Origin of the sequence: Caballeronia sp., assembly GCF_049581465.1 — a bacterium.
GTDB lineage: Bacteria > Pseudomonadota > Gammaproteobacteria > Burkholderiales > Burkholderiaceae > Caballeronia.
Genome location: NZ_JBAUSA010000832.1, coordinates 1 through 2603 on the forward strand (window position 1 = coordinate 1; position 2603 = coordinate 2603).

The following is a 2603-nucleotide window of genomic DNA, read 5'->3' on the forward strand; positions in this document are numbered from 1 at the left end:
TGCGCATTGACCAGACGCCCAAGATCGAAGTTCACCTGGTCAAGAGCGGGGAGGCGCCGGGCGGTATCGGCGAGGCCGGCACGAACGCGGGACCACCGGCACTGCGCAATGCCATCTTTGCCGCCACGGGCGTCGCCTTGCGGCGCATGCCCATCGACCCCGCCCTGATCGCGGCTGGGAGGAAATCATGAAGTCCGCCAGCCGTCGTATTTTGCTTGGCGGTGGTGCCATCATATTGATTGCAGCAGCGGCGGGAATCTGGATTGTCCAAGGCCCGGGCCCATTGGCGTTTGCGGAAGGCGCAAAAGTCGCTCTCGCGGACTACAGGGCTGGAGAGCCGACCGGGGTACCAGTTTCGCTCGCCAGCGCAAGCCAAGTAGAGCGGGGCGAATATCTCGCGAAAGCCGCGGATTGCATGGTTTGCCACACCACGGAGGGCGGCAAGGAATATGCCGGCGGCCTTGGATTCAAACTTCCGTTTGGCACGCTTTATTCGACCAACATCACGCCGGACAAAGACACCGGCATCGGCAATTACAGTGACCAGGAGTTCCTAAATGCGCTACATCGCGGTATTCGCCGCGATGGCGCGCGGCTTTATCCGGCGATGCCATATACGTCTTACACCTACATCACGGACGCGGATGCGCTGGCGATCAAGGCCTATCTGTTCAGCCTTCCGCCCGTGCACGCGACCGCTCCCGTCAACACTCTGATCTTTCCGTTCAACCAACGCTGGGGCATGATGTTCTGGTCAGCCCTGTTCAACCCGAACACGCGGTTCGAACCCGACACGTTGAAGAGCCCGGAATGGAACAGGGGCGCTTATCTCGCAGAAGCCCTGGCGCATTGCGGTGAGTGCCACACGCCCCGAAATCTGGCGTTCGCGCTCGACAACCGCAAGAAATTCAGCGGCGCGCTCGCAGCGGGCTGGCTTGCCTTCAACGTCAGTTCTGACAAGGCCACGGGCGTCGGTGCTTGGCGCGACGACGATTTGATCTCTTATCTGTCGATAGGACATGCGCCAGGTCATGGCACTGCGTCGGGGCCGATGGGCGAAGCGGTCGACCAGAGCTTCAGCTGGTTGACGCCGGAAGATATCCGTGCCGTGGTGGCCTATCTTCGCAGCGTGCCCGCAACAGTCTCGCCCGATCTGACGGCGACGCTGGCGCAGCCAGCATCGGCTTCGCACCGGATTGGGGGCACGGCTGATCCGCGCGGCAAGACGGTGTTCGAGGGTGCTTGCGTGAGTTGCCATGGCTGGAGCGGTGTAAGTCCAGTTTCGCCTATGGCCACACTTACCGGCGCCTGGGCGGTCAACGATCCAAGCGCGACCAATGTCGCTCAGATCGTGATTGTCGGTACCAAGCGGCATACGCCGGAAGGCGCGATATCGATGCCCGCGTTCGGTAAGGCTTATTCCGACGGGGAGGTCGCAGCGGTCTCCAATTACGTTACAGCACGCTTCGGCGCCAAGGCGTCGCATATGACGGCCCAGGACGTAGCGAAGCTTAGGAAGCAAACGGCGCAATGAGCACAAAGGACGACTCGGTCTCGACCGAGGAGGCCGAGAAGAGAGCGGGCTGTTTCCAACGTCCTTGATGCAGAGCTTGTCACCATCGATCCGAATATCGGGAAAACGCCGCTTCGGGTCGTCAAGATGGGTCCAATGCCTGGTCGCCGAACGACCCGCACAAGCTGGCCGGCGTCGGCCGGGACGAAAGCGCCAGCACAAACCGAGCAAAATACCAGGCCGTTGTCGTGGTGCTCCGTAAGCCAGGCTGCGAACGGAGCTGCCAACTTGCGGGATATTGGATTGCTAAGACTCGATGGCGCGATAAGGACAGCAGGACGGTTATCGGGTCCGGGGATGGTGTCGAAGACGCATTCTACCGCCTGGGGAGGGCTGGCTGCGTACCCGTCGTGGCACTCCCGGCATATCCGGCGCTGACGTCGCGAAGAAGATGCGTATCACCTGCGTCCGCGTTACGCAGGCAGAACATGCCGAACTGACCGGCGGCGTCACGCTGAAATCCCTGCAGGCCACGGCGGAGGCGATGGGATGCCACTTCGTCCAGGCACATTACAACGAGGGCGAGCTCGATCAGTTGGAACAGGCCAGCATCGAATCCCGCCCACATTGGCGTGGCCGTCAGCGGACGGACGTTTTGACTGATGATTTTGCGATTCCCTTGCACAAGCACCTGTTCGTCCTAAACCAATAGGCAATAGCGACAAAACGAACGTTGAATGGAGAGCTGGCGCTCGCGGCATTACTCATTTGCCAATACGAAAGATCCTTTGACATCGCCGCCTCTTACTTCGCGAGGACCATATGCTCCAAACTCATCAGCCTGACCAGTCTGTGTTCCGATGCATCCTGCCCGATGACATCAACTGGCAATCTTTTTCGGCGTTTCCGTCTTCTATGCGCCTCGCTGTCGTTGTCGGTCACCCTGCTGAACCTGGTCCTTATGTGATCAGGGTTAAGGCGCCTGGAGGTGTGAAGGTGATGCCGCACACGCACCCCGAAGACCGCATCTATACGGTTATCTCAGGCGTTTTCTATATCGGCCGCGGTGAAGAGTTCGACGGTGACAAGT

At 60.1% G+C, this 2603-nt stretch carries 4 protein-coding genes; all 4 read left to right on the forward strand.

Annotated elements, in window-relative coordinates; all coding sequences use genetic code 11:
- Positions 1–191: hypothetical protein (locus WCA53_RS20440; protein ID WP_423914920.1), on the forward strand; the 191-nt coding region annotated here is incomplete at its 5' end.
- Positions 188–1534: a c-type cytochrome gene (locus tag WCA53_RS20445; protein WP_423914922.1), complete on the forward strand. Its 1347-nt coding sequence runs from the start codon at positions 188–190 to the stop codon at positions 1532–1534. The genes WCA53_RS20440 and WCA53_RS20445, both read left to right, overlap by 4 nt.
- 430 nt (positions 1535–1964) lie before the next feature.
- The gene (locus WCA53_RS20450) at positions 1965–2225 is read left to right on the forward strand and encodes a hypothetical protein (RefSeq protein ID WP_423914924.1); all 261 of its coding nucleotides are present in this window, start codon (positions 1965–1967) and stop codon (positions 2223–2225) included.
- Positions 2226–2335: 110 nt separating this feature from the next.
- A partial coding sequence (locus WCA53_RS20455) for a cupin domain-containing protein (RefSeq protein ID WP_423914927.1) occupies positions 2336–2603 on the forward strand: 268 nt, incomplete at its 3' end.